The organism is Polaromonas sp. P4_F6, assembly GCF_056401275.1.
This window is the reverse complement of record NZ_JBFUJQ010000010.1, coordinates 1-23,736: the sequence shown is the minus strand read 5'-3', so window position 1 is coordinate 23,736 and position 23,736 is coordinate 1. Positions and strand designations below refer to the sequence as shown.

Sequence of the window (23,736 nt, the reverse complement as noted above, 5' to 3'; positions counted from 1 at the left end):
AAAGCTCAGTCCCGGGTGATGTAGCCGACGATTTCCAGGCCGTAGCCCGTCATGCTGGGCATGCGGCGCGGATTGCCCATGAGGTTCATGCGGTGCACGCCGCATTCGCGCAAAATCTGCGCGCCCACGCCGTAGGTGCGCAGGTCCATGCGGCCGCGTTCGGGCGCCTGGCTGGCGCGCGCCGTGCCTTCGAACTGGGCTAGCAGCTGCGCGGCGCTTTCGCCGCAGTTGAGCAGCACGGCCACGCCCCGGCCTTCATCGGCGATGTGTTTGAGGCTCTGGTCCAGGCTCCAGGAGTGCATGGGGCGGCCGGTTTCCAGCACGTCCAGCACCGACAGCGGCTCGTGCACGCGCGCGGCCACGATGTCATCGGCCGACCATTCGCCCCTGACCAGGGCCAGGTGCAGGCCCTGGCTGGGTTTGTCGCGAAAGGCGTGGGCGGTGAACTCGCCGAAGGCGGTCTGCAGCGTGCGGCAGCCGATTTTTTCGACCAGGGAGTCGTTGCGGCTGCGGTGCTCGATCAGGTCGGCGATGGTGCCTATCTTGAGGCCGTGCTCGGCCGCGAAGACCAGCAGGTCGGGCAGGCGGGCCATGGTGCCGTCGTCCTTCATGATCTCGCAGATCACGGCGGCCGGCGAGCAGCCGGCCATGCCGGCCAGGTCGCAGCCGGCTTCGGTGTGGCCGGCGCGCATCAGCACGCCGCCGTCCACCGCCTGCAGCGGGAAGATGTGGCCGGGCTGCACCAGATCGCTGACCTTGGCGTTTTTGGCGACGGCGGCCTGCACGGTGCGGGCCCGGTCGGCGGCGGAGATGCCGGTGGTCACGCCTTCGGCGGCTTCGATGGAGACGGTAAACGCGGTGGAGTGTTTGGTGCCGTTGCGCGTCGCCATGGGCGGCAGCTGCAGCAGCTCGCAGCGTTCGCGGGTCAGGGTCAGGCAGATCAGGCCGCGGCCGAAACGCGCCATGAAATTGATGGCATCGGGCGTGACGTGGTCGGCCGCGAGCACCAGGTCGCCTTCGTTCTCGCGGTCTTCCTCGTCGATCAGGATGACCATGCGGCCGGCGCGCATGTCGGCGACGATGTCTTCAACAGGGGAAATGGCAGTGCTCATGGTTCAGGGCTTTTTGAGTGTGTTGTTGTGGGTGTCGCCCAGCATGCGCTCGACGTAGCGCGCGATCAGGTCGATTTCGAGGTTGACCCGGGAGCCGGCGGCCAGCCGGCCCAAGGCGGTGTTCTGCACGGTATGCGGGATCAGGTTGATGCTGAGTTCCGTGCCTTCGGCCTGGTCGGTGACCCGGTTGACCGTGAGGCTCACGCCGTTGACGGTGATGGAGCCCTTGTAGGCCAGGTATTTGCCGAGTTCGCGCGGAGCCAGTATGCGCAGTTCCCAGCTTTCACCGACCTCGGCGAAATGTGTGACGCGGCCGATTCCGTCGACATGGCCGGAAACGATATGGCCGCCCAGGCGGTCATGGGCGCGCAGGGCTTTTTCGAGGTTGACGGTGCCGGTTTCGGCCAGGCCCGTGGTTTTGGCCAGCGATTCGGCGGAAATGTCGATGGTGAAGCGGTTCAGGGGCAAGTCCAGCGTGGTGGCTGTCATGCAGGCGCCGTTGAGCGCGATGCTGTCGCCCAGGCCCACGTCGTCAAGGTAACCCGCAGGCGCCTCGATGGTGAGCCGCTTGCCGTGGTCTGAAGAGCTGCCCAGGCTTTGGATGGCGACGATGCGCCCCAAGCCGGTAATGATTCCGGTAAACATGCGCTATTTTCGCAGGGATTCAGGCCCGGGCGCCGGGAAAGGCCACTATTGCCCTGTAAAAGCGGCCCAGCCGCATGAAATCGGGCTAGAACCGGTCCCGGCCAACGCCGCGGGCCAGCACGCGCAGGTCGGGGCCGACCCTCTCGGCGGACTGGAATTGCAGGGCCACGGCATCGCCGAGCTGTTCCAGGGGGCCGAACGAGGCCATGCCCATACCCGGGCCCAGCAGCCTGGGCGCTAGGTAGACCAGGAACTCGTCGATCAGCCCCTCGCGGACCAGGGAGCCGTTGAGCTTGCTGCCGGCCTCTACATGCAGTTCGTTGATTTCGCGGCGCGCCAGGTCTTTCATCATGGCGGCCAGGTCCACTTTTCCGCGGGCGCCGGGCAGGCAGGTCACCGTGGCACCTTGGGCCGCCAGGGCGGCCTCCCGCGAAGCATCCTGAACCGCGGTGTAAATCCACACCGGCCCGCCGGCCTCGAAAATCTTGGCGTCCACCGGTGTCTGCAACAGGCTGTCGACGATCACGCGAAAGGGCTGCCTGGGCGTATCGACCAGCCGGACGTCCAGCCGGGGGTTGTCCTGCAGCACCGTGCCTATGCCGGTCAGCACGGCGCCGGCCCGGGCGCGCCAGGCATGGCCGTCGGCCCGGGCTTCGGGCGAGGTGATCCATTGGCTCTGGCCGTTGGCCAGGGCGGTAGCGCCGTCCAGCGAGGCGGCGATTTTCATGCGCACCCAGGGGGCCCCCCGAACCATGCGGCTGAAGAAGCCGATATTCAGTTCCCGGGCCTCAGCGGCGCCGTCACCCACTTCCACTTCGACGCCGGCCGCGCGCAGGCGCTCAAAGCCCTGGCCGGAAACCAGCGGATTGGGGTCCGCCATGGCGGCGACAACCTTGCGGATGCCCGCGGCAATCAGGGCGTCGCAGCAGGGGCCGGTGCGCCCATGGTGGGAGCAGGGCTCCAGTGTGACGTAGGCTGTGGCGCCTTTCACGGAACGCCCCTGGGCAGCGGCGTCCTGCAGGGCCATGATCTCGGCATGGGCTCCACCCGCGCGCTGCGTGTGGCCCTGGCCGACTACGCCGTTGTCATCAGCGATGACGCAGCCGACACTCGGGTTGGGCGGTGTGACGGCTCTGGCGCCATGGGCCAGGCTGAGCGCCAGGGCCTGTCCGCTGGAGGGGAGGGAGGGGGTCGGAGTTGTCATGATGCCGCTTGGCGATCCAGTGCGACCGCTCATCAGTACTGTAACCGCTGCGTTGCCTTGCGTGAGTAAGATGCCCGGCATGAATGCTCAACCCTTTGCCGCGATTGCCTTTGCGCCTTGCCCTGCATACCCGCACTGGCAAATGGGCCGGCGCGCTGGTGAGCGGGGATTCACAATCATTGAGTTAATGGTGGCTGTGGCAATAGTCGGCATTCTTGCCGCGGTTGCGGCTCCTTCCTTTATTGGCCTTATGCAGCGCAACCGGTTGGCGGCCGCCTCATCCGCATTGCAGGTGTCGCTGAGCCTGGCGAGGTCGGAGGCCGTCAAGCGCGGATCCGATGCGCGGGTCACGGTCGCGGCCAACGGTGCTGCGGGTGTATGGACCAATGGATGGACCGTGTTTGTCGACAAGACGACCACTGCCAATGGCGGTGTCGGTCCAACCGCCGACAGCGCTACCGTGACGCGGCTGGAGATCACGAATGCTCCGGCCGCGCCGGTCAGCGCGGGTCAAACCGGGACGGTAAATTATTTTTCCTATAACGGGCAAGGCCGCATGATCGATGTTTCGGGGGCGGCTGTTGTCAATAGGGCGTTCTGGTTTTTCGATGGGACCAGCCAGAAATACTGCCTGGTGGTCAACAATACGGGCAGGGTCCGGACCACGCGTGTTGAAGCAGCCAGCAGTTGCCCCACTAGTTGACGGTGCAAACATGACACGTACTGAAAACCTATCCAAACATGCTCGGCGGCCTGCCCGTATGCCCTTGGGGCGTCTGGCTGGATTCAGCCTTATCGAGGTCATGGTGACGATGGTGATCCTCTCGTTTGGATTGCTGGGCATTGCCGGTCTTCTGGTCAGCGGGGTGTCGAATGCCTCGTCTTCGGAGGCCATGACCAAAGCGAGCGAGCTGGCCGCGGACATGGCCGACCGCATGCGCGCCAATTCCGCCGTGGCCCTTTCCGCCACCAGTGAATACATCACCACTTATGCGGACACCCCGCCCGCCAGCCCTGCCAGCATTGCGCAGAGCGATAAAAAGGTGTGGCTGGAGGCGCTGGCTGCCCAGCTTCCGCAGGGCGACGGCAAGATCACAAGTTTCTCCAGCGGCGGAACTCGCAAGATGGTCATCGAGGTGCGCTGGAGTAACTGCCTGGGCACCATCAGCGATGCGGATCGAACCGCCTGTACCGACAATTCGGCGACGGCTTTTAAAACAGTCACCTTTGAGCTGCGACTATGAAAATAATCAGGCATGTGGTCGGGCAAGGCGCCCAGCGCGGGCTCTCGCTGGTCGAGTTGTTGATCGCGCTTGGACTGTCGCTGGTCGTGTTGGTGGGGCTGTCGTCCGTCTACGTGGCCGTCAAGCAGTCATTCCGGTTTCAGGAAACGACAGGCAGGCTGCAGGAGGATGGTGCATTCGCCCTGGACTTCATTGCCAAAGACCTGAGAATGGCCGGATACGCGGGATGCCCCGGCATCAACAAAATCACGGTGGGAGGGGTGACCACCTACTACCCCGGCAGCATGATGACCACGGGCAGCCCGAGCGGAATTAATGGGCCCAATCCCCTGGCGCAGATTGAAACGGGCAATGCGGAGGTGATTCTGCAGCCCTTTACCTCGCTCAACTTCATTCGCGGATTCGACAACGTGCCTGCCGGCATGTTCGCGTCGGGTGCGGCGCCGTCGTCGAGCGGCACAAACAGTCTGTTTTTTTCGGGGGGGAGCCCCAATGCCGTATCGCTGAGCGCCCTGATGGCCAGCGCCACCGCGAGTCCTACTCTGGGATCGGACCCTTACGGCTGGCGCAACACCACGACCAATAGCGGCATCTACGATTTCATCATTTCAAACTGCGCTTCTTCCAGTGTTTTTAAGGGGAAGGTAAGCGTCTCGGGTGGGGTAACCAGCGTTGCCCACGGCACCGGGCTGGGAAATGCCGCGGATACTTTCACCTCCAGCACGGCATTTGGCACCGACGCGACCGTGATGCCGGTTGAATGGAGTTTTTACTATGTTGCGCCCGGTACTGGCACCACGACTCCCAGCCTGTACCGGGTGTTTTACAACGGCAATGCCAGGCAGGCCGCCGAGGAACTGGTTTCCAACGTCGAAAGCATGCGGCTTCATTACGGCGAAAACACGTCGGTGGACGCTTCCGGTGCGCCCACGCTTGTCGCCGATGTATGGCGTACCAGTGCCGCCACCGTGACTGATTGGTCCAAAGTTGTGGCCGTTCGCATTGGGTTGATGATGATCAGTTCTGAAGAGAACGTGAATCCCGGGGTCACGCCGGTAACTCCCACGCTTCTCGGGCAGACCTACACCTTGCCCACAGGGGCTTCGACCCAGCGGCTCCGCAAGGAGTTTTCTACCACGGTGGTCCTGCGCAACAGGGTGGCAGCGCGATGAAGCCGCATGCCAGATCGACTATGTCTGAAAAATTTTGTGCCATCGATTGCCATGAAAAGTCCGCCGGCGCACCCAGGGCGGGCAGGAGAAGGTTGCGGGCTTCATCGGTAAAGCCCACGCGCGGTCGGCAACGTGGCATGACCTTGCTGGTGGGCATGATTTTGCTGGTGATGCTGATGGTGATCAGCGTCGTCGGTTTTCGAAACACCACGCTGTCCGAGCGCATGACGGGCAATGTGCTGGATCGCAATACATCGTTTCAGTCTGCCGAAAATTCAGGCAAGGAAGCATTGCAAGTCATCGAGTCGGGCAGCTTCAACCCGGCCATCGTGGGTCACTACAGCCCGGCGCTTGCAAGCGGCGGTACCACAAATTTTTGGACGCAAGGCGATGGGGTTACCGTGGCTGCGCCTGCCACGGGTTGCCCCACTACCAGCCCGTTCAGCTGGACCAGCTGCGCTGTCGCCGTCACTACAAAGTACGCCAACAACGCCAACAATGCCCAGTACGTGATTGAGTTGCTCACGCAGGTTTCAAGCGGCGGGAGCACGACGTCTACCTACCGAGTGACGTCAAGAAGTACCGGCGGGTCGGGTAATGCGGACGTGGTATTGCAAGTTCTCTACACCAAAACGACCACCCCATAGTCAGCGCATTTAGGAGATTCAGTCATGATCAAGCGACTTGGTTTTTTCACGCATGCGAATGCGACTCCCGGAGTGCTCCGGCGTGGGAACTTTGCGGGTGCGTTGGGGGCGGCAGCAAGTCGCCAAGGCATTTCAGGCTGCGTGTCGATGCTGCGGTCAGGGCTGTTGGGCCTGCTCGTGCTGGCGGGCGCCGCGCCGTTGACGACGGCCGTCGCCCAGACCACCGTGGATATCGCGAAGGTTCCGCTGCTGGCGCTGAAAAGTGCGCCAGGCCTGGTGATGCTGACCATGAGCCGGGATCAACGGCTTTACTATTCGGCGTACAACGACGCCAGCGACTTGGACGGTGATGGTGTTTTGGACGTCGGCTACAAGGAGTCGATTACCTATTACGGTTACTTTATTTCCGACCGATGCTACAAGTACGACACGTCGGTCACCCCTAACCGTTTTGTGCCCGTATCGATTGCCAACGCGAGCACCGGCTGTTCTTCCAGCACGGGACGCTGGCACGGAAACTGGATGAACTGGATGGCGACATCCCGCATGGATGCCCTTCGGAAGGTGCTTTACGGGGGCAAACGCGTCACCGATACAGCTACAACAACGGTACTTGAAGCGGCCCATATCCCGCCTGATGCGCACATCTGGGGCAAGGAATACCGGCCCGCGGCAGTCACCGGAACGGACACCTACGACATTACCAAGTACACCCCCTTGTCTGCTCCCACCAGCGGCAAAATGCATCTTTTCATGATGAAGAGCGAGGGCACCTCTGGCTCGACCTCCATAGGTGTGAATCCGCCGTCAATGCGCGTGGTTCAAAACGTCGATGGATATATTGATCGCGCCTGGCTGTGGGCTTCCAGCGAACGTCCTGTTGGAGGTGCGGCCGGGACATCGTCGTATACACGACCTTCCGGCAGGGTGTCCAATCCGACACCCAGTGCGATTGGGTATGGCCTGCCCGGATTTTCTTCGGGAACAAGCTACTCCAGTCAGAGCTTCCCGTACTTATACAACTACACCATTCGCGTGGAGGCCTGTGTCAGCCTGAGCGGTGGGGTGGGTCGTGAGGACGGATGTACCGGATACCCCGCCTCTGCCCCGACTTCCTGGAAACCTACAGGCGTACTGCACGATTATTCGGTCAACGATCAGCTGAAATTCGGTCTTCTCACGGGATCCTATACCAACAACTACTCGGGGGGGGTGGTGCGCAAGGATATCGGTAGTTTCAAGAATGAATTCAGTGCGACGAATGGCGTCTTCAACAACACCGGCATCACCAAGACCATCAACAGCCTCACCAATTTCGGCTTTGATATCAGCGACCAGACCTACTATTGCAGCGGCAACACTTTCTTGTGGGACCGCCTGCGCAATCAGGGCGAATGCAATATGTGGGGCGCTCCCGTTGCGGAGATGATGTACGAGGGTTTGCGCTATTTCACCGACAAGCAGCCGCTTGCCGCGTTCTCTTCGGGGGTCGGTGCCGCCAGCAGTGCCGATACCCTGATGGGCTTGCCCTTGGTGACCACCTGGAGCAACCCTTTCAGGCCCGTCGCCTCGGGCGGCAGTCCGATTTGCTCGCGGCCGGTTCAAATGGTGATTGCCGATCCCGTCACCAGCTTTGACTCCGACCAGTTGCCCGGCGCGGCGTACACGCCTGTCACCGGCCTCGGGACCGCCATCCCCGCTACTGACCTGACCGGCTTGAATGTTTCGACGCAGGCGGACGCTATCTGGGCGTCGGAATTTGGTAGTGCGACGAAGAACTTTTTTATCGGCCAATCCACGGCTTCAAACGCGGACGGCAATCCATCGGCCAAAGCAGCGACATCGTTCAAGTTTTTGCGAGGCCATGCACCGGACGAGACCAACACGCAGGGCAGCTATTACGCGGCGAGCGTTGCCCGGTTTGGTCAAGCCACGGGTGTTCCGGTTCGCCCGGATGCGGCGACCGCTCCGACGACCGTCAAGGTGGATAACCTCTCGATCGCGCTTGGTACCGTCGTGCCAAAAATCGAACTGACTTATCTGAGTAACAAGGTCTCTCTTGTTCCGGTTTCCAAGTCCGTCGCGGGATGCTCGCCGGCGCCAACGGCCACTTTCAAGCCGACTGGGTCGATCATGGGGTTCTTTGTGGACCGCATTGCCAATACCGCGGCTGCCAACACGGACGCCAGCATCAATGGCGGGCGGCCTTTCATACGCGCCATGGTGAGCTTTTCCGACATGGACGTCGGCGGTGACAACGAGGCGGACGCCAATGCGTATTACACGCTGTCGATTAACAGCTCGGGCAAACTCGTGGTGCAAATGGACAGCTATTACCAAGCTACCTGCGCGGAGCAGCATCTGGGCTATGTCATTTCAGGCACCACCGCGGATGGCGCCTATCTTGAGGTGACCGGCTTCGGTACTTCGACGGCGACCTCGTTCTCCCTGGACACGATGACAACGCACAATCCGGCGCCGAAATCGGCCACGCGTACCTTCACGCTTTCCTCGGTTGCGAGTGGGGCGACCTATGTACCGCACGATCCCCTGTGGTATGCCGCCAAATACGGCGGTAGTGGTGTGTTGGACGACAACGGTGATCCGACCAACTATTTCAAGGTGACCAGCCCGGCGGACCTGCCCGCCCAAATGGGCAAGGCTTTCCGGTCGGCCGCTGCACTGGCTGCCGTGGCCAGTACCAGCGTGGTGGGGGTGGGACAGCGGAGTCTCGGTTCCGCAGCCATCTACCAGGCCAACTATGACTCCTTGACCTGGTCGTCGCGCATTTACGCCTTCCCGGTGGCCGCCGATGGCACTTTGGCCAATACGCCGGTTTGGGAGGTCTCCACGAAGATTCCCGCTCCTGCTACACGCAATAAGCTGTTTCTGGGACGAGGCGGCACCACGACGCCTTTTGCGTTGACGCCGACCGGCTTCACCTCATTGACTACTGCGGAGCAGGCTGACTTTGGCAGCGCCGCTGTTTACTCCTACCTCTTGGGGGACAAAACTGGGGAAGAACGCAAGGGTGGGACATTCCGCAACAGGGGCACCACCGCGGGCTCGGGGTATGGCTCCGTGCTGGGCGACATCGTGAATTCCGATCCGCAAATCATTTCCAAAAAGGACTTTGATTACGCGGCCAGCGACGCCACGTACACCACTTTCCTGACCAGCATCAACTTTGAAACGCTCGCTGTGGGCAGTAACGACGGGTTCTTCCACATTTTTGATGCGGAACCGGATGCAACGGGCGGGGGCGAGTTGCTGGGCTTCATGCCGCAAGCCGCCCGGACCAAAATCAAGGACCTGTCCGATCCCGCCTATCAGCACCGTAATTTTGTGGACGGCCCGATCGCCATCAGCCATGCAAAAATTGCGGTTCCAGGCGATGTTGTCGTCAATTGGCGCACCGTTGTCGTTGGGACGGGTGGCGATGGGGCGCAAACCGTCTTTGCCGTCAACGCGACGTCCAAGACTTTTACGGCCAACAGCATTCTTTGGGAAATCAACCAGTCTTCCTCAGGTGTTGGAACAACGCTCGGCAATGTCATGGGCCGGCCGGCCATCGGAAAGCTGAATGACGGAACCTGGGTTGCGATTTTTGGAAACGGCTACAACAGCACCGCCGGTACGGCCAACCTGTATGTGGTTCGCCTGGATACCGGCGCCATTGTCCGCGTCATTCCCACCAATGCATCCTTTACCGGCAATGGCTTGGGTTCCATAGAAATCGTGCGCAAGACGACCGGCACCCGGGACACGATCGACTACGTCTATGGCGCCGATTACAAGGGCAATATCTGGCGGTTCGACCCCAACGTCGCAACGGCCGCCGCCCTGATTTATTCGACCCCGACAGGCCGCCCGATCACGGCTGAGATCAAGGTGGGACCCGCGCCTACGACTATTCTTCCGACGGGCGGGAAGATGATCTATTTTGGAACCGGCAGCTACTTGACCGCCACCGACCCGGCGAATACGACCGTCCAGGCTTTGTACGGAATCTTCGACAGCGTGAACACCACCTCCAATGCGATACCGTTCGTCGCGGAGGCAGACCTGTCGTCGATGACGATTACCGCCACTGCGGGCGCGGACACGCGGACCACCTCCGCTGCCGACTCGCCCGCCTGGTACACCGTGGCGGGTAAAAAAGGATGGGTGGTCCCATTGACCGGCACCAACGTTGTTGCGGGCGAACGCGTGATCGCGCCGCCGGTCCGTTACACGGTGGGGGGTCTTATCGATGCCTTCTTGTTCACCTCCATCGTGCCCAGTACCGATGAATGCCAGGCGGGCCTGGATGCCTGGATCACCGGGGTTGATGCGATGACCGGCGGCTACAAGAAGGTGTTCAGTACCCTGCTGCCGAATTCAGTGCGGATACGCGGCGGTTCACCGCGCGGGGTGTTCGTGCTGCAGGACGGCGGCGCACCGACGCTGTACATCAGCCAGACCATTTTTAATGGTCAAATAGCAAGCACGTCGTTTACCACCGGAACCGGCGGCACGCAAACCGTGAATATCAACGGGGTTGAAGGTACGACGCGCGTCATCTCCATCGGCCTGACTAACCCGACGGTCCCAGCCTCGGCAAGCCGGCAAGTGTGGCGCCAGTTGAAATGATCAAGGAAAGGGCGGGCGGCAGCTTCATAGGTGTAGGCCGGCCCGCTTCCGTCTTCAACTTTTAGCGAGAAGGAATGAAATTGAAATCCATTAAAAAAAATCGTGGCTTCTCCTTGATCGAATTGATGGCCGTTGTGGTCGTCATCGGCCTGTTGTCGGTCATCGCGATTCCTTCGTACCAGAAATACGTTCAGCGCAGCCAACGCGCCGGCGCAAAATCGACTTTGCTCGAAGCTGCGCAATTCATGGAGCGTTATCGCTCCAGCAATTTCAAGTACGTTGACGCCAGCGGCAACGCGCCCGCGCTGCCTGGGGGGCTGCAAGTCTCCCCCAACCAGGGCACCAAGCGCTACGACATCGCGCTTTCGGCCGTGAATGCGACGTCTTTCACCTTGACGGCCACGCCTAGCGGCTGGGCGGACAGCCTTTGCGGCAACCTGACGCTGACCAACCTTGGCGTCAAGGGGCAGAGCGTGGGCGATACCGCGACTTGCTGGAATCGTTGAGTACGCCTAGCGCCTGACCTCGTCGACCAGGGTCTTGAACTCGTCGATGTCCTCAAAGCTGCGGTAGACGCTGGCAAAACGCACATAGGCCACCTTGTCGAGCTTTTTGAGCTCGCGCATCACCAGCTCGCCGAGCCGGTTGGAGGCGACCTCGCGCACCCCCAGGCTCAGCAGCTTTTCTTCTATGCGTTCAATGGCCGAGTCGATCTGCTCGGTGCTGACAGGGCGCTTGCGCAGCGCCAGGTTCATGGAGCCCAGGATCTTGCTGCGCTTGTACTCGATGCGCCGGCCGTCCTTCTTGACGATGGACGGGAAGGTGACGTCGGGCCGCTCGTAGGTGGTGAAGCGCTTTTCGCAGGCGCCGCACTGGCGGCGGCGGCGTATGAAGTCGGCGTCCTCGGCCACCCGGGTTTCGACAACCTGGGTTTCGAGGTGGCCGCAGAAAGGGCATTTCATGGGTGTTGGCCTGAATTTAAAGACATCAATCGGTCCTTAGCTAGCCCCTGGAGATCGGCGCGGGATGCTATCAAAATCATAGTTCCCGCGCCGTCCGCCGCGATCAGCGATAAACCGGAAAACGGCTCGTCAGGGCATGAACCTTGGCGCGTACCGTTTCCAGGGTGGCCGCGTCGCGCGGGTTGTCGAGTACGTCGGCGACCAGGTTGGCGGTGGCGCGGGCTTCCTCGTCCTTGAAGCCGCGGGTGGTCATGGCCGGGGTACCGATGCGCACACCGCTGGTGACCATGGGTTTTTCCGGGTCGTTCGGGATGGCGTTCTTGTTGATCGTCATGTGGGCGCTGCCCAGCACGGCTTCGGCTTCCTTGCCGGTGATGCCCTTGGCGCGCAGGTCGACCAGCATCACGTGGCTTTCGGTACGGCCGCTGACGATGCGCAGGCCGCGCTGCGTCAGGGTATCTGCGACGATTTGCGCGTTCTTCACGACCTGCTGCTGGTAGGCCTTGAACTCGGGCGTCATGGCTTCCTTGAAGGCCACGGCCTTGGCCGCGATCACATGCATCAGCGGGCCGCCCTGCAGGCCGGGGAAGATGGCGCTGTTGATGGCTTTTTCGTGCTCGGCCTTCATCAGGATGATGCCGCCGCGCGGGCCGCGCAGGCTTTTGTGCGTGGTCGAGGTGACGATGTCGGCATGCGGCACCGGGTTCGGGTAGACGCCCGCGGCCACCAGGCCGGCGTAATGGGCGATGTCGACCATGAAGATCGCGCCGACGGCCTTGGCCACCTTGGCGAAGCGCTCGAAGTCGATGCGCAGGCTGTAGGCCGAGGCGCCCGCGATGATCAGCTTGGGCTTGGTTTCGTGGGCCTTGCGCTCCATCGCGTCGTAGTCGATTTCTTCCTTGTCGTTCAGGCCGTAGGAGACGACGTTGAACCATTTGCCGCTCATGTTCAGGGCCATGCCGTGCGTCAGGTGGCCGCCTTCGGCCAGGCTCATGCCCATGATGGTGTCGCCGGGTTTCAGGAAGGCCAGGAACACGGCCTCGTTGGCCGAAGCGCCGCAATGCGCCTGCACGTTGGCGGCTTCGGCGCCGAAGATCGCCTTGATGCGGTCTATGGCCAGTTGCTCGGCCACGTCCACGTGCTCGCAGCCGCCGTAGTAGCGGCGGCCCGGATAGCCTTCGGCGTATTTGTTGGTGAGCTGCGAGCCTTGCGCGGCCATGACGGCGGGCGAGGCGTAGTTTTCGCTGGCGATCAGCTCGATGTGCTGCTCTTGCCGGGCGTTTTCAGCCTGGATGGCGGCGAAGATTTCGGGGTCGGTCTGTTCGACCAGGATGTTGCGGTGGTACATGATGGCAGTCCTTAAAGACGTGGTCCCTGCTATTCATGAGCCACTCACAAAACCCTCCTGGCGTTGTTGCGCCGCCTTGCCGTGCTGTAGCACTGTCTGCGGCGTCGCACCTAGCCAGGACCGCTGCGCTGGGTTTTGTGAGTGGCTCTAAATGAAACAAGGGCTGCCCAGGCGAACGGCTGAACGCTTCGGCCCAACGGCTGTCAGCGGTGCGCTTCCCAGTGGTGTCCCACGTCAGCTCAGATGGTTGCGAAAAACCTCGAGCCTATCGCCAGTTGCGCACCCGGTTAGTGTAACTGAGGGCGCGTCAAACCCGCGGCGCGCCGTCCCATGGCCCCACGGCCGCCACCCGGAAAGCAAAAAGCCGGGCGCTGGCGGCAGCCCGGCTTTGTGGTGTGAACGGACGGGCCCTTGGAGCGCGCCCGGCAGGGATCAGGACTGGCTCAGCAGCGCCACTTTTTCGGGCGTTTTGCCTTCCGAGGCCGGCGTCTCGGACTTGCCGGGCAGGGAGGCCGGAACCGGGCGCGAGCTGCCGCCGGGTTCGGTAAAGAAGGGCGAGGGCTTGCCGCGCTTGGACGCCGAGGCCACCACGGCCAGCAGGCGGGCATGTTCCCCCATCACCTTGCCGGCATAGCCGCCGTCGTCTTCCATGTTGGCGGCGCCCACATAGTATTTGAGGCCGCCCTCGATGGAGCCGGCGCGGGCGATGCATTCCTGCAGCACCTTGACGCCGACGCGCAGGTTGGTGACCGGGTCGAAGGCCGCCAGCTTGCCGCCGAAGTTGTCGTATTTGTCGTGGTGCACCTTGGTCATGACCTGCATCAGGCCCTGGGCGCCCACCGGGCTTTGCGCGAACGGGTTGAAACCGGACTCGATGGCCATGATGGCCAGGATCAGGGTCGGGTCGAGCTTGGCCTTCTGGCCGATGTCGAAGGCCTCAGCCACCAGCACGCTCAAGGGCTCCGGCGCCACGCCGTATTTCTTGCTGAGCCAGTAAGCCACCGCCGCCTGCTGGGCCGGCAGGTCCTTGGGGTTGGACGCCGTGGCGCGCTCGATGGCGGCCGGCTCGGTAAAGCCGATGGCCGCTTCCTGGCGCTGCTGCAGCCAGGTCATGAGCTTGAATTCACCGGCCTGACGCAAGTCGGGCCGGGCAGTCAGTGTGATCACCGCGAATACGACCGCCAGGCCCAGGAGGGCGAAGCTGTTGTGGGTGATCTCGAAAAAGCCCTGGGCGATGTCATCAGCAATGGTTAAAACACTGCTGCGTACACTTTTCAAGTGCGCCTCAAGGCCGAATTGTCCTAGCGCTGTCATAGCACTCCTTTCTACGCTTGCAGGCCCTTTGGGGGCCAAGCAGGCTTTGATTGGGTCGCCATCAAACCAAGGCATGCCTTGTGGGTGTTGACCCCTGTTTGACGTTGCCGGCTTCTTTGGGGAAGGGGGCAGCGGAGATTCGGGTTGTCCCTAGGTTTCTGTGGGACTGGCGGGATTCTAGGGGGTCGTTAAATAACCTGTCAATAATAACAAATCGTTTCTTTATATTGATTAAGCAAATAAAAACCTTGATCCTGGGCAGAACCCGCCTGAATCAAGGTAGTTACGGCCTCTTTTTGAGACCAAGCTCTAAGTTAGATTCGACGTGAAAAATACCGGATCAGCGGATCGCGGGTCTGGCTGTAGGCGGTTTCCGATGCCCCATGTGGGACGGTTGGGGCGATTTCGGGATGCCGGCGGGAGTCCGAAGGCTGTGGCAATCGCTCCGGTCCCGGTGATTGAAAAGATGGTCTTGCCTGCACGGAGCGGGAGGTTTAACCTGCAGTTGCCTGATTCATTTGGGCATCCAACCGGGTAACCAACCCCGGAAAAACTGGAAGCAATCACTTGCTTTCATCGCACTGGGGACGATTCATCTCTCCTTTGCGAAACCCGACGGCATGAGCATAAACGCCCGCCGTCAACCCCGGTCGGCTCAGCTGCCCGGGGTTTTTCTTTTGGGTATTGCCCTTTCGGGGTGACCGTCTTTTTCAAATAAGTCATTGACCGATTGGCGCCAGCGTTAAAAACTCGACGCCTATGGCAATCAATGATCTGAAGAATAAATGGCGCGACATCGAATGGCGAAACACCGCAAAAACCCTGCCGGCACGGGCCGCCGGCGTGGCCCGCTCACCCTTGTGGCGGCGCCGCGCCGCCTGGGCACTCGGTGTGCTGCTGCTGGTCTGGGCGCTGGCCTATGCGGCCGTGCCGTCCATCCTGAAATCGCAGCTCGAGAAGATCGCCTCTGAAAAACTGGGCCGGCAGGTCACGGTGGGCGCGGTCGACTTCAAGCCCTGGTCGCTGGAACTCACGCTGAGCGACCTGGCCATTGCCAGGGCCGGCGCGGCCGGCGCGGCCGGCGCTCCCCAGGCGGCCCCCCAGCTGGCCGTCAAGCGCATATATATAGATGCGGAGCTGGAGTCCCTGCTGCGGCTKGCGCCGGTGGCCGATGCCGTGCAGATCGACGAACCCGTGGCCTTTCTGGCCCACCAGGGCGAGGGGCGCTATGACATCGACGATATCCTGGAGCGCCTGAAGGCGCCCGCGGACCAGCCAGCCGGCGATCCGCCGCGCTTTGCGGTCTACAACATCGTGGTGAGCGGCGGGCGCATGGATTTTGCCGACCAGTCCGTCGGCAAGACCCATGAGCTGAGGGACCTGAACCTCTCCGTGCCTTTCCTGAGCAACCTCAAGTCCCAGCGGGAGATCAAGACCTCGCCGCACCTGGCTTTCAAGCTCAACGGCAGCAGCTTTGACACCGCCGCCGAAGGCACACCCTTTGCCCAGACCCACAAAACCGACGCCACCTTCACGCTGCGCGGCTTTGACCTGAACCCCTACCTGGCCTACTGGCCGGCAAGCCTGCCCTACAAACTGCAAAGTGCCGTGCTGCATGCCGACGCCAAAGTGGCGTTTGAGCAGACGCCGGCCACGCAGGTGCGAATCTCCGGCACGGTGACGGCGGAAAAAGTGCGCGTGCAGGCGGTGGGCCAGGCGCCCGCTGCCCGCCCCGACATGCTGGCGTTTGAGCGGCTGCAGGTGACCATGGCCGACGTGCGACCGCTGGAGCAGTTCGTCAAGCTCGCGTCGGTCGAGTTGAGCGCGCCCGCGTTGTCCGTGGTCCGCGACCGGTCGGGGCGGCTCAACCTGTTGCCGCCAGCCGCCGCGCCTGCTACAAAAAGTGAAGCAAGCAAGCTTGATGCCGCAAAGCCCGCCGCTGCGGCCAAGGCGCCAGCGACGACACCCTGGAAGGTGCAGGTGGCCCGTGTGGCGGTGCGTGCAGGCAGCGTGAACTGGCTGGACGAAACCCTGGCTTCGCCCGCCGACATCCGCTTGAGTGGCCTGGCGCTCAATGCCACGGCCATCGCCATGCCTTTTTCGGCCGGCGCCCCGCTGCAATTCGAGGGCTCGGTGGGGCTTGAACCGCCTGCCGCGCCCGCGCCTCCGTCCGTCAAGGCCGGGGCAAAGGGCGGTGCCAAACCCGCCGCACCGCAGGCCCCTGCCATTCCGGCGCTGCTCACGTTCCAGGGCAGTGCCACCGACCAGGCCGCCCAGCTGACGGCCAAGGTGGCCGCCTGGCCGCTGGGCATGGCCGCCAAATACGTGGGCCAGTTCCTGCTGCCGGCGCTGGGCGGCCGGCTCGATGCCGAGCTGGGCGTGAACTGGCAGGCGGCCAGCGGCGACAAGCCGCAGGTGCTGCAGCTCAGCGCGCCGCAGCTCGCGCTGAGCGAGGTGCAACTGGCGCAGGGCAAGGTGTCGCTGGTGTCGGTCAAGCGCGTGGACCTGGCGCAGGTGGAGATCGACGTGGCCGGCCAGAACTTCAAGGCCGCCAAACTGCTGCTGACCCAGCCCAAGGCCCTGGTGGAGCGGGGCAGCGACAAGCGCTGGATGTACGAGCGCTGGATGGTGAACTCCGGCGCGGCAAGGCCTGCGCCCCCGCCCACCGACGCCGCCACGCGGGCGAACGCGCCCTCCTGGGCCGTGGCCATCAACGACGTGCAGCTTGAAGGCGGCGCCATGTCGTTTTCCGACAAGGCCGGCGCCAAGCCGGTGGCGTTTGAGGTGACCGCGGCCAAGGCCCAGCTGGGCGGGCTGCTGCTCGACGACAGGCCCGCATCCCGGGCCCAGGCCGCCAAGCCCATGCCGCTGACCGCCTCCCTGCGCCTGGCCTCCGGGCGTTTCGAGCCCGGCAAGCTGGACTTCAACGGAAGCCTGGGCCTGGTACCGCTCCAGGCCCAGGGTCGGCTGCTGGTCGACCGGCTGCCGGTGCAGGCCTTTGAGCCTTACTTCGCCGACATCCTCAATATCGAACTGCTGCGCGCCGATGCCAGCTTCAAGGGCCGGGTGGCTTACCGCCAGACGCCGGCAGGGCCCCAGGCCCAGGTGACGGGCGATGTGTCGCTGGAAGAGCTGCGCGCCAACACGCTGGCCCCCAGCGAAGACCTGCTGGCCTGGAAAGCGCTGAACCTGCGCGGCTTCCATGTGGCACTGGAGCCGGCCAAGGCGACGCGCGTGGAGGTCAAGGAAACCGTGCTGACCGACTTTTTCGCGCGTGTGATCGTCATGCCCGACGGCCGCATCAACCTGCAGGACCTTGTCAAATCCGGGGAACCGGCGGGAGCCGCAGAGACCGCCGCCGCAGCCGCTGCGCCGGCCTCCGCGCCCGCGGCCCCGCCCAGAACGGCGGTTGCCGAGGCGAAAGCCGCGCCGGCCGCAACAACCCCGCCGCCCATCGTGAGCTTCGGCCCCATCAGCCTGATCAACGGCAAGGTGCTGTTTTCCGACCGCTTCGTCAAGCCGAACTACTCGGCCGACCTCAGCGACCTGACCGGCAAGCTCAGCGCCTTTTCGTCGGTGGCGCCCGCGCCCGCGGGCGGCGCGGCGGCCGCCCCCAATATGGCCGACCTGGAACTGCGCGGGCGCGCCGAGGGCACGGCCTCGCTTGAAATCCTGGGCAAGCTCAACCCCCTGGCCAAGCCGCTGGCGCTGGACATCAAGGGCAAGGTGCGCGACCTGGAGCTGCCGCCGCTGTCGCCGTACTCCGTCAAGTACTCGGGCTACGGCATCAACCGCGGCAAGCTCAGCGTCGACGTGAGCTACCTGGTGCAGCCCGACGGCAAGCTCACCGCCACCAACAAGGTGATCCTGAACCAGCTCAGCTTCGGTGAAAAGGTGCCGGGCTCCACCGCCAGCCTGCCGGTCAAGCTCGCCGTCGCGTTGCTGGCCGACCGCAACGGCGTGATCGACATCGACCTGCCCATCAGCGGCTCGCTCAACGACCCGCAGTTCAGCCTGGGCCCCATCATCGTCAAGGTCATCGTCAACGTGATCGTCAAGGCCATCACCGCGCCTTTCAGCCTGCTGGCCAACGCCTTCGGCGGCGGCGGCGAGGAACTCAGCACCGTGGGTTTCGCGCCCGGTAGCGCCGAGCTGCGCCCTGAAGCCAAGGCCGGGCTGGACAAGGTGGCCAAGGCCCTGGCCGACAGGCCATCGCTGCAGCTCACCGTGGTGGGCACCAGCAGCGTGGAGGCCGAGCGCGAGGGCTTCAAGCGCGAGCGGCTGGACGCGCTGGTGCGCGCCGAAAAACGCCGCATCACGGTGAAGGAGGGCGGCACCACCTCGGCCGCCGTCAGCATCAGCCCGGCAGAATACCCGGAGCTGCTCAAGGAAGTCTACAAACGCGCCGACATGCCCAAGCCGCGCAACCTGATAGGCCTGGCCAAGGACCTGCCTGTGCCCGAGATGGAAAAACTGCTGCTGGCCGACATCAAGGTCAATGACGACGCCATGCGCGAGCTCGCCGTGCAGCGCGGCGTGGCGGTGAAAGACTACCTCGCCTCGCGCGATCTGCCGCCCGAAAGGCTGTTCCTGGGCGCGGCCAAAGCCGTGCCGCCGGAGGCCAAATGGACACCCCGCGCGGAGCTGAATTTGGCGATGCCTTAAAAAAGGCGAAAATAGCACCAGCGCTTTATTGATAAAGCTTTTATGGGGCCAGGGCCAATGCGCGCAACGCGGGTTGCGCGGCGCGGCCTCCCATCCATTCCAATACCTGCTGCCGCTGCGCAAGAATCCCCTGACGAGGGAGCCTTGCGGTCGGCGGCAACTATTTTTTTGACCTTGCGTTCCCATGTTTAAATCTTCAAAACCCGACACTCCCGCCGTGAAAACGCCATCCACCAAGCAGGCCGAAGCCCATCCGCTGGACGGCCTGACCGGCGGCGCGTTTTCCGCGCCGACCTCCGGCGAGCGCGCCTCGCGCATCCGCAGCTGGCTGGCCACCGAGCCCACGGCCGAGCAGATGGCCGAGGTCTACAAGGACCTGTCCAACCGCGACAAGGGCGCGGCCAAGCCGCTGAAGGAAAAGCTCGACGAGATCAAACGCAGCAAGGGCCAGGAAGCCGTGGCCGCCGAGTGGGCCGAAAAAGCCCAGGCGCTGCTGGCCGTGCCCAAGCTCAACCTGGCCGACGCCCTGGCCTGGCAGCGCGACGCGGCCAAGGCCGGCGCGCCCCTGTCCAAGGAACCGCTGGCCGGCCTGAAGGCGCAGCTGGCCGAGCGTGTCAAGACGATTGAAGACCTGCAGCACCGCACCCAGGTGCAGCGCGAGGCCGCCGTGCTGATCGCGCAGCGCATCGAGGTGCTGTCCATCAAGCCCTGGCGCGAAGCCGAAGGCGCGCTGGACACCCTGAAGGCCGACGTGGCCCACTGGCAGGGCCAGGCCGATGAACTCACGCACGACGCCAACTGGGCCAGTGTGGACGCCAAGTTCCCGCCGCTGCTCGACGCTTCGCGCGCCCAGCTGCTGGCCGTGTGGGAAGCCTTCCAGGGCGCGCTGGCCCAGGCCGTCAAGGCCGCCGAAGACACGGCCGCGCCTTTGCCCGCCGTGCCCGTGTGGGCCGATGAATTGCGCGCCGCTCGCGGCCAGGCTCCCGCCGAGGGCGAGCAGGCCGCGCGCGCGCCCAAGGCCAAGGTCGATCCGGCCGTGCTCAAGGAGATGCGCGAAAAGTCGTCCGCCGTCGTGCAGGCCGCGCTCGCCAAGCTCGAGCATGAGGTCACCGAAGGCCACGGCAAGTCCACACCCAAGGTCGCGGCCGAGCTGCGCCAGGCGCTCAAGGAACACATCCGCAACATCGACAGCAAGCTCGAAGCCGCCGCGCATGCCGCGCTCACCGCGGCCGGCGAACTCGAAGGCTGGCAGCGCTGGCGCGCCGACCAGATTCGTGAAGAGCTGGTCGTGAAGGCCGAAGCGCTGGTGGCCAAGCCGCTGGGCGGGCGCAAGCAGCAGGAAGCCCTGCGCGCCATGCGCGAGCAGTGGAAGACCAGCGACCAGGGCGGCACGCCCAACCACGCGCTGTGGAAACGCTTTGACGACGCCTGCAATGAAGCCCACAAGGTCGTCGAGGCCTGGCTCGAGAAGGTCAAGGAGCAAAACGAAACCGTCAAGGCCGAGCGCAAGCTGCTGATCGACGAAGTCCTTGCCTGGGCCGAAGCCAACAAGGGCAATACCGACTGGAAGCACCACATCCGCAGCCTCAACGGTTTTGTCGAAAAATGGCGCGAGGCCGGCCACCTGGGCGAAAAGGCCTTTGCCGAAATCCAGCCCGTGTGGAAGGCCGCCATGGACACGGCCGACGCCGCGCTGACCGCCGCGCGCAGCGAAAGCATTGCGCGCCGCAAGGCCATGATTGAAGAGGCTGTGGTGCTGGGCGCCGAGCCGCAGCTGCGCATAGATGCCGTCAAGTCGCTGCAGCAGCGCTGGCAGCATGAGGCGCAGGCCGTGCCCATAGAGCGCAAGCAGGAACAGAAAATGTGGGACGCTTTCCGCAAGCCCATAGACGACGCCTTCCAGCGCAAGACCGCCGAGCGCGAAAAAGCCGCCGCGGCCCTGGGCGAATACGACCGCATGGTGCTGGAAGCCTCCAAGGCCGTGGAAGCCGCCACCGCCAGCGGCGACGCCCAGAAGATCCATGCCGCGGCCAAGGCGCTGGAGGCCATTGTGCGCGGCCAGGTGCCTGTGGCTGCCGCCGCAGCGCCCGCGCCCGCAGCCGCCGCCACGCCTTCCGTGGAGGCCACGCTGGCCGCCGCGGGCAGCGAGCCGGCCGCTCAGGCCGCCGAGCCTGCCGCCGACGCTGAAGCCGCCGCGGCCGCGGAATTCGCCGAAGCCGGCGAGCCGGCCAGCGCGCCCGCGGAACCGCCTCCCGCACCCAAGCCCGCGCCCAAGCCCATCGTGGCAAGGCGCGGCGACGACCGCCCCGGCATGAAAAAAGCCGACCCCGTGGCCGCGGGGCGCGGCGGCAAGTTCGGCGACCGCAAGGACGCGCGTCCGGGCGGCAAGCCGGGCGGCCCGCGCCAGGGCACCGACAACAAATTCGAGCCCTACCGTCCCGACCGTGATAGCCGGGATGCCCGTCCGGGTCGTGACGAGCGTGGCCCGCGCGGCAGCGAGCGCCCGGCCTTTGAAGAGCGCGGCCCGCGCCTGGGCGACGCCGCCTTCCGCGCCCAGCGCGAAGCCTTTGAAGCGGCCAACCAGGCCCTGAAAAAGCTCGCCGTGCAGGCGCACGGCGAGGTGCTGACGCATTTGCTGACCGCCTGGGAAAAACGCGACCCGGCGCAACTGCCCAGCGCGCAGGATCTCGGCAAGGCCGTGCCGCCCGCCGTGCGCAACCGCTGGGTGCAGGCCGTCAGCACGCCTTCGGGCAAGGACGCCGCCGAAGCGCTGCTGCGCCTGGAAATTGCCGCCGACCTGCCCACGCCTGCCGAGCACATCAGCGCGCGCCGCATGCTGCAGCTGCAGCTGCTGACCAAACGCAACGCGCCTGCGCCGGCCGAAACCTGGGGCGAAGACACGGCCCAGGTGCTGGCCGCCGACTTTGATGCCGGCAATGCCCGGCGCGTTCAGAACGTGCTCAAGGCGCTTCTCAAACGATGAGGGCTTCTGCCGCTGCTGTGGCCTTGCCCCAGGATCGGCCGCAAACCTTGGGCGAGGAAATCGCCAACAGCGTCAGCCACGGCATGGCGCTGCTCGCTGCGATAGTGGCTGCCCCTTTCTTGGTGGCGGCCAGCGCGCGGCAAGGTGATGCCATTGACATTGCCGGCGCCTCGGTGTTCGCCGCCACCATGGTGCTGCTGTACTTCACCTCCATGCTGTACCACGCGCTGCCGGCGGTGCGCGCCGCGCGCGCCAAGAGCGTGTTCCAGGTGCTGGACCATGGTGCGATCTACCTGCTGATTGCTGGAACCTATACGCCTTTCACCTTAGGTGTGCTGCGCGGTCCCTGGGGCTGGACGCTGTTCGGCCTGGTCTGGGCCATGGCGCTGGCCGGGGTGGCGGTGAAGGCCGTCGCCGGCATACGCTACCCGCGCGTGTCCACGGCGCTGTACCTCGCGATGGGATGGATTGCCGTGATTGCCGTCAAGCCCATGCTGGAACTGATTCCGGGCTGGGGCTTGTTCTGGCTGGTGGCCGGCGGCCTTTTTTACACCTTGGGCGTGGGCTTTTTCGCCACCGATTCCAGACTGCGCTACGGGCACTTCATCTGGCATTTGTTTGTGGCGGCGGGTACCGCCTGCCACTGCGTGGCCGTGCTGTACTACGCGACCTAAGCCCGGGGCCGCGCCGGGCCGCTAGGACAGCAGCCGGATCAGCATATCCGGGTGAATGCCCCAGCCCGCCAGGCCGGCCAGACCCATCATCACGCCAAAACCCGTGGGCACCAGCGCCAGAAAGTAAAGCCACCAGAAATGGGTCAGCGCCGTGACGGCCAGCAGTGAAATGGCAATGGCCAGCAGGGCGTCGGCCAGGTCGAACTGGTCGTCGCGGAAATTGGCGGCGTCATAGTCTTTCTGGTCCTGCTCGGCTTGTGTTTTGAGTTCGTCTTTTTTTCTGGCCTGCTCTGCCGCCAGTTGCTCGTACTGCGCAATGGCCTTCTGGTAATTGGCTTGCTCCGAAGCCGGCTGTGACGGGGCGGCCAGCCGCAGTTGCAGCAGGGTGCCTTTGGCGACTTCCTCGCGGATGTTGCGCGCCTGGTAGAAGTTCCAGTGGTCCAGCTTGTTGGCCTGCGCCTGCTGCATTGCCTGGACGATGTTGTCGTCCTTGACCTTGCAGATACCCATGAAGGTGGCCAGCAGGGCAATCGTGATGGCCACAAACTGGTTGAGCTTGCGGAACTGCGCAAAGGATGCGTCGTCGGCGTCGTCGCCCTTGGCAACTTCAAGGGGATCTATATCCATGGGAAGGACCTGTTCGTGAAAAAGGGTTCAGGGGCAAGCGGGCTGCAATCGTACCTCGTGCCGTCTACCGGGGTCCGTCACCCGCGCGTCCGGCACTGCCGCCACGCTCAGCGGGCGGCTTCGATCAGGTGGGCAATTCCGTCATAGCCCAGCCGCCGCGCATGCTGCAGCGCATTCAGTCCGTCCTGGTCTATCAGGGCTGTGTTCGCGCCCGCCGCCAGCAGGCGCTGGACCACGGCCGTGTGCCCCTGCATGGAGGCCAGCATCAGGGGCGTGCGGCCCGCCGCATCGGCTGCATTGAGGGCCGCGCCTTGCTGGAGCAGGCGCTCCACCTGCGGCAGGTCGCCCGCGCGCGCCGCGTTCTGCAGTGCGCTTGCCAGTTTGGGTGTGCCGGGCGCTTCCGCGCGCGGTGAGGGCGCTGGCGCGCTGAGTTTTTCCCGCCGCTGCTCCGGTGCTGCGGCCGCGGCTGGCGCAGCGGCGGCGCGTGCCGCCGGCGCTGCCATGGCG

Annotated in this window: 17 protein-coding genes and 1 riboswitch; of the genes, 9 read left to right on the top strand and 8 right to left on the bottom strand. The window is 64.0% G+C overall.

Translation table 11 applies throughout. The features are described from left to right. Positions 1–5 precede the first annotated feature (5 nt). The 3 genes from ribBA to ribD form a co-directional block, all read right to left on the bottom strand. On the bottom strand, positions 6–1,112 hold the full coding sequence (ribBA, locus tag AC1DUN_RS20020; RefSeq protein WP_477715503.1) for a bifunctional 3,4-dihydroxy-2-butanone-4-phosphate synthase/GTP cyclohydrolase II: 1,107 nt from the start codon (positions 1,110–1,112) through the stop codon (positions 6–8). Positions 1,113–1,115: 3 nt separating this feature from the next. Next, positions 1,116–1,757, bottom strand: a complete 642-nt coding sequence (locus AC1DUN_RS20015) for a riboflavin synthase (protein WP_477715502.1) — start codon at positions 1,755–1,757, stop codon at positions 1,116–1,118. 85 nt (positions 1,758–1,842) lie between these two features. After that, positions 1,843–2,961, bottom strand: coding sequence for a bifunctional diaminohydroxyphosphoribosylaminopyrimidine deaminase/5-amino-6-(5-phosphoribosylamino)uracil reductase RibD (ribD, locus tag AC1DUN_RS20010; protein ID WP_477715501.1), 1,119 nt, complete (start codon positions 2,959–2,961; stop codon positions 1,843–1,845). 79 nt (positions 2,962–3,040) lie between these two features. On the opposite strand from ribD, the gene AC1DUN_RS20005 reads away from it, so the two are divergent. The 6 genes from AC1DUN_RS20005 to AC1DUN_RS19980 all read left to right on the top strand — a co-directional run bounded on the left by AC1DUN_RS20005 (position 3,041) and on the right by AC1DUN_RS19980 (position 11,162). Then, a complete protein-coding gene (locus tag AC1DUN_RS20005; protein WP_477715500.1) occupies positions 3,041–3,664 on the top strand; it encodes a GspH/FimT family pseudopilin in 624 nt (207 codons plus the stop codon). A gap of 10 nt (positions 3,665–3,674) precedes the next feature. Then, positions 3,675–4,205 carry a type IV pilus modification protein PilV gene (gene pilV, locus AC1DUN_RS20000; protein ID WP_477715499.1) on the top strand — a complete coding sequence of 177 codons (531 nt, stop codon included), beginning with the start codon at positions 3,675–3,677 and terminating at the stop codon, positions 4,203–4,205. Further along, positions 4,202–5,377 (top strand): PilW family protein, encoded by a 1,176-nt coding sequence (locus tag AC1DUN_RS19995; RefSeq protein WP_477715498.1) that lies wholly within the window; start codon positions 4,202–4,204, stop codon positions 5,375–5,377. Before pilV ends, AC1DUN_RS19995 begins: the two co-directional genes overlap by 4 nt. Positions 5,378–5,514: 137 nt before the next feature. After that, positions 5,515–6,024, top strand: coding sequence for a pilus assembly PilX family protein (locus AC1DUN_RS19990; protein ID WP_477715497.1), 510 nt, complete (start codon positions 5,515–5,517; stop codon positions 6,022–6,024). A gap of 24 nt (positions 6,025–6,048) precedes the next feature. Beyond that, positions 6,049–10,656 (top strand): pilus assembly protein, encoded by a 4,608-nt coding sequence (locus AC1DUN_RS19985; protein ID WP_477715496.1) that lies wholly within the window; start codon positions 6,049–6,051, stop codon positions 10,654–10,656. Between the two features lie 80 nt (positions 10,657–10,736). After that, the gene (locus AC1DUN_RS19980) at positions 10,737–11,162 is read left to right on the top strand and encodes a type IV pilin protein (protein WP_477715495.1); all 426 of its coding nucleotides are present in this window, start codon (positions 10,737–10,739) and stop codon (positions 11,160–11,162) included. A gap of 6 nt (positions 11,163–11,168) precedes the next feature. Here the strand turns inward: AC1DUN_RS19980 and nrdR are convergent, their stop codons facing one another. From nrdR to AC1DUN_RS19965, 3 genes are all read right to left on the bottom strand, one after another. Further along, positions 11,169–11,618, bottom strand: a complete 450-nt coding sequence (gene nrdR / locus AC1DUN_RS19975; protein ID WP_007872661.1) for a transcriptional regulator NrdR — start codon at positions 11,616–11,618, stop codon at positions 11,169–11,171. A 103-nt stretch (positions 11,619–11,721) separates the two neighbouring features. Then, on the bottom strand, positions 11,722–12,966 hold the full coding sequence (gene glyA, locus AC1DUN_RS19970) for a serine hydroxymethyltransferase (protein ID WP_477715494.1): 1,245 nt from the start codon (positions 12,964–12,966) through the stop codon (positions 11,722–11,724). A gap of 158 nt (positions 12,967–13,124) precedes the next feature. Beyond that, positions 13,125–13,255: riboswitch (ZMP/ZTP riboswitch) on the bottom strand. 143 nt (positions 13,256–13,398) lie between these two features. Continuing rightward, positions 13,399–14,280, bottom strand: a complete 882-nt coding sequence (locus tag AC1DUN_RS19965) for a lytic transglycosylase domain-containing protein (protein ID WP_477664040.1) — start codon at positions 14,278–14,280, stop codon at positions 13,399–13,401. Between the two features lie 759 nt (positions 14,281–15,039). On the opposite strand from AC1DUN_RS19965, the gene AC1DUN_RS19960 reads away from it, so the two are divergent. The 3 genes from AC1DUN_RS19960 to trhA all read left to right on the top strand — a co-directional run bounded on the left by AC1DUN_RS19960 (position 15,040) and on the right by trhA (position 22,602). After that, complete coding sequence (locus tag AC1DUN_RS19960; RefSeq protein ID WP_477715493.1) at positions 15,040–18,945, top strand: DUF748 domain-containing protein; 3,906 nt, start codon at positions 15,040–15,042, stop codon at positions 18,943–18,945. A 184-nt stretch (positions 18,946–19,129) separates the two neighbouring features. After that, the gene (locus AC1DUN_RS19955; protein WP_477715492.1) at positions 19,130–21,928 is read left to right on the top strand and encodes a DUF349 domain-containing protein; all 2,799 of its coding nucleotides are present in this window, start codon (positions 19,130–19,132) and stop codon (positions 21,926–21,928) included. Next, positions 21,925–22,602, top strand: a complete 678-nt coding sequence (gene trhA / locus AC1DUN_RS19950) for a PAQR family membrane homeostasis protein TrhA (RefSeq protein ID WP_477715491.1) — start codon at positions 21,925–21,927, stop codon at positions 22,600–22,602. Before AC1DUN_RS19955 ends, trhA begins: the two co-directional genes overlap by 4 nt. A gap of 21 nt (positions 22,603–22,623) precedes the next feature. Here trhA and AC1DUN_RS19945 read toward each other — a convergent pair whose 3' ends face one another. Both AC1DUN_RS19945 and AC1DUN_RS19940 read right to left on the bottom strand, forming a co-directional pair. Then, positions 22,624–23,229, bottom strand: coding sequence for a DUF4337 domain-containing protein (locus AC1DUN_RS19945; protein ID WP_477715490.1), 606 nt, complete (start codon positions 23,227–23,229; stop codon positions 22,624–22,626). A 107-nt stretch (positions 23,230–23,336) separates the two neighbouring features. Beyond that, positions 23,337–23,736, bottom strand: a 400-nt coding sequence (locus tag AC1DUN_RS19940) for an ankyrin repeat domain-containing protein (protein WP_477715489.1), incomplete at its 5' end; no start/stop codon positions are given.

Excerpts from the sequence above, each read along its gene's own strand:
- ribBA (WP_477715503.1), bottom strand. The coding sequence starts at position 1,112 with ATGAGCACTGCCATTTCCCCTGTTGAAGACATCGTCGCCGACATGCGC.
- AC1DUN_RS20015 (WP_477715502.1), bottom strand. The coding sequence starts at position 1,757 with ATGTTTACCGGAATCATTACCGGCTTGGGGCGCATCGTCGCCATCCAA.
- ribD (WP_477715501.1), bottom strand. The coding sequence starts at position 2,961 with ATGACAACTCCGACCCCCTCCCTCCCCTCCAGCGGACAGGCCCTGGCG.
- AC1DUN_RS20005 (WP_477715500.1), top strand. The coding sequence starts at position 3,041 with ATGAATGCTCAACCCTTTGCCGCGATTGCCTTTGCGCCTTGCCCTGCA.
- pilV (WP_477715499.1), top strand. The coding sequence starts at position 3,675 with ATGACACGTACTGAAAACCTATCCAAACATGCTCGGCGGCCTGCCCGT.
- AC1DUN_RS19995 (WP_477715498.1), top strand. The coding sequence starts at position 4,202 with ATGAAAATAATCAGGCATGTGGTCGGGCAAGGCGCCCAGCGCGGGCTC.
- AC1DUN_RS19990 (WP_477715497.1), top strand. The coding sequence starts at position 5,515 with ATGACCTTGCTGGTGGGCATGATTTTGCTGGTGATGCTGATGGTGATC.
- AC1DUN_RS19985 (WP_477715496.1), top strand. The coding sequence starts at position 6,049 with ATGATCAAGCGACTTGGTTTTTTCACGCATGCGAATGCGACTCCCGGA.
- nrdR (WP_007872661.1), bottom strand. The coding sequence starts at position 11,618 with ATGAAATGCCCTTTCTGCGGCCACCTCGAAACCCAGGTTGTCGAAACC.
- glyA (WP_477715494.1), bottom strand. The coding sequence starts at position 12,966 with ATGTACCACCGCAACATCCTGGTCGAACAGACCGACCCCGAAATCTTC.
- AC1DUN_RS19965 (WP_477664040.1), bottom strand. The coding sequence starts at position 14,280 with ATGACAGCGCTAGGACAATTCGGCCTTGAGGCGCACTTGAAAAGTGTA.
- AC1DUN_RS19955 (WP_477715492.1), top strand. The coding sequence starts at position 19,130 with ATGTTTAAATCTTCAAAACCCGACACTCCCGCCGTGAAAACGCCATCC.
- trhA (WP_477715491.1), top strand. The coding sequence starts at position 21,925 with ATGAGGGCTTCTGCCGCTGCTGTGGCCTTGCCCCAGGATCGGCCGCAA.
- AC1DUN_RS19945 (WP_477715490.1), bottom strand. The coding sequence starts at position 23,229 with ATGGATATAGATCCCCTTGAAGTTGCCAAGGGCGACGACGCCGACGAC.